Source organism: Centipeda artemidis DSM 19719 (assembly GCF_000426665.1).
Lineage (GTDB): Bacteria > Bacillota > Negativicutes > Selenomonadales > Selenomonadaceae > Centipeda > Centipeda artemidis.
The window spans coordinates 1-1971 of sequence record NZ_AUFU01000033.1 but is presented as its reverse complement, the minus strand read 5'-3'; the positions used below and the strand labels follow the sequence as shown (position 1 = coordinate 1971).

Annotated in this window: 2 protein-coding genes and 1 pseudogene; all 3 read left to right on the top strand. The window is 41.5% G+C overall.

Annotated features, from left to right (window positions below; translation table 11 throughout):
- Nucleotides 1-881 (top strand): annotated as a pseudogene (locus tag K341_RS12755) (hypothetical protein); the annotation flags it as partial.
- The gene (locus K341_RS0110670; protein ID WP_026762791.1) at nucleotides 862-1332 is read left to right on the top strand and encodes a hypothetical protein; all 471 of its coding nucleotides are present in this window, start codon (nucleotides 862-864) and stop codon (nucleotides 1330-1332) included. The pseudogene K341_RS12755 and the gene K341_RS0110670, both read left to right, overlap by 20 nt.
- Before the next feature lie 100 nt (nucleotides 1333-1432).
- On the top strand, nucleotides 1433-1906 hold the full coding sequence (locus K341_RS0110665; RefSeq protein ID WP_026762790.1) for a hypothetical protein: 474 nt from the start codon (nucleotides 1433-1435) through the stop codon (nucleotides 1904-1906).
- Nucleotides 1907-1971: the final 65 nt, after the last annotated feature.

The following is a 1971-nucleotide window of genomic DNA, read 5'->3' as shown; positions in this document are numbered from 1 at the left end:
CCGAAGATGAACGGCAAGCGATAGAGGCAGAATATCGGGAAAAAGACAAAGAACAGGAAGAAAAAGAGAAAGAAGAAGCAAAAACTCAAACCGCAGGGGAATTAAATAACAAGTACTATCAGGATCATGTAGCCTTTAACGGTTTTCCTTTTTACCGCATGGGCGAAATAGAAGTTTTAGCAAAATCTCCTTTTTCTCAAGACGTGGCTGATTTTACATCCGGAGCCCTCGAAAGATTTGATGCGAACATGTCGTTCGGCATCATGAGAGAAATATTCCGAGGAATAAGGGGACGTTACCCATATGTGTCCGCCTCGAAATCGTATCTTGCAGGCAGATTATTTGGCGATACAGCCTCCATATACGCAGGGACGCGTGAAATTATTCTCGGCCTTATGAGCATTGGAGGCGGTGGTGGACTTGCAATAACGGGAAGTGGTGCTGTCGCGACACCGGGACTTGTTGCTGAGGGAGCCACTCTAGTTGTGCATGGTGGCACGAGTGCCTATCGAGGCGTGGAGAATGCACAAAAAGACCTTTATGCATTCTTTTCTAGTAGAAAGGGAGTCGAGACACCAACGCCGGAGCGGGGGATAGGAGGGAAAGGCTGGCGAGGAGATAAACTATGGAAAGAGAATGTTAAATCAGTCGAACAAGGAGGAGACATAGAAAAAATCAACGGTACTATTGTGACTCAAGATGAAGCCGAAACCTTAATCAAAGAAGCCGGAGGAACGCCATTAAGGGCAGAGGAGGCACATCCAGAAGGGTTTAATAGTCATCATTCATATCCACATATTAATTACACCACGGCAACTGGGAAAAAAGGAACGATAAGAATACAGGAGGTAGTCAGACCATATGGAACTGGAAAATTTTAAAACACACATGCAGATACTGAATCAGTATCAAGCAGATGAATATCGAAAAAGATATATCAATAAATACATTAATACAAATTCTAAATTTTATATAGATCGAATTGAGACATTAACACAATTCTCGGATGGGCTTTGTTGTACCGGATATTTATGGGAGTCTTTAAAATCCCCAATGTTCATTCATGAAGAGCAAATAGAGACATATAGAAGTAAATTGAAACAAGTTCTGATCTTTTGGGATAACAACTCCAAGGATAGAATCTATATCAAAGATTATTGGAAATTTGGGAAAAAGACGATGGTTCGGGTAGATTACAATTTATTTTTGGATCATACGCATTTTTTCCCGGAAGATGTATATCTTACAGACGAAACATTGCAGTGGACGATCGTATTTACGCATGAAGATGACATAAATAATCGTCGCCTTATCATGCAGGTTGGCTTGTAAAATTCATCCTGTGATCATCGATTGGCACAGATATCAATATAGAGAACAGCGCTTCCTACAGCAAAGGGAAAATCCACTCCGATTTCGGGAGGAATAGATTATGGAACGAATTTCGGATAACGAAATGAGAGATATTTTGAGCAGCATCAACTTTGTGGAGCGCTACCAGGCGCTCTGCATACCATATGCTATTGGTGCAAAGAACAGCTTTGAGAACTATGACAACAAACGCGTACTAGAGATTCTTTTGGAGGTGGGATATCAAAATGTAAAGTTTTGGAAGAGCGAAAACTTCTTTCGCTCGACCAATAAGCACGGTATTTATGAGTTTTGGTATCACATAGAGACAAAATCCGGTATGATTGATTTGATGTGGTATGCTAGGAGAGACAAGAAGTATTATGCCGGTGATCGGCTTACCAATTTAGAGAACTTTCTGTTCAACCCGGAAAAAAGGCACACGAGACCCGTCTTTCGTAATTATGAAGATCTCAAAGATTTTCTTACGGTTGGATATCAGCTGCAAGAGGATATAACGGCGGCATTCTTGAAGGCGCAAGGAATATCCGATTGATACCGCTTCAATCCAAAAAACTTTTTTCTGTCCCGGTACGGCAGCGTACCGGGCAATATTGATGT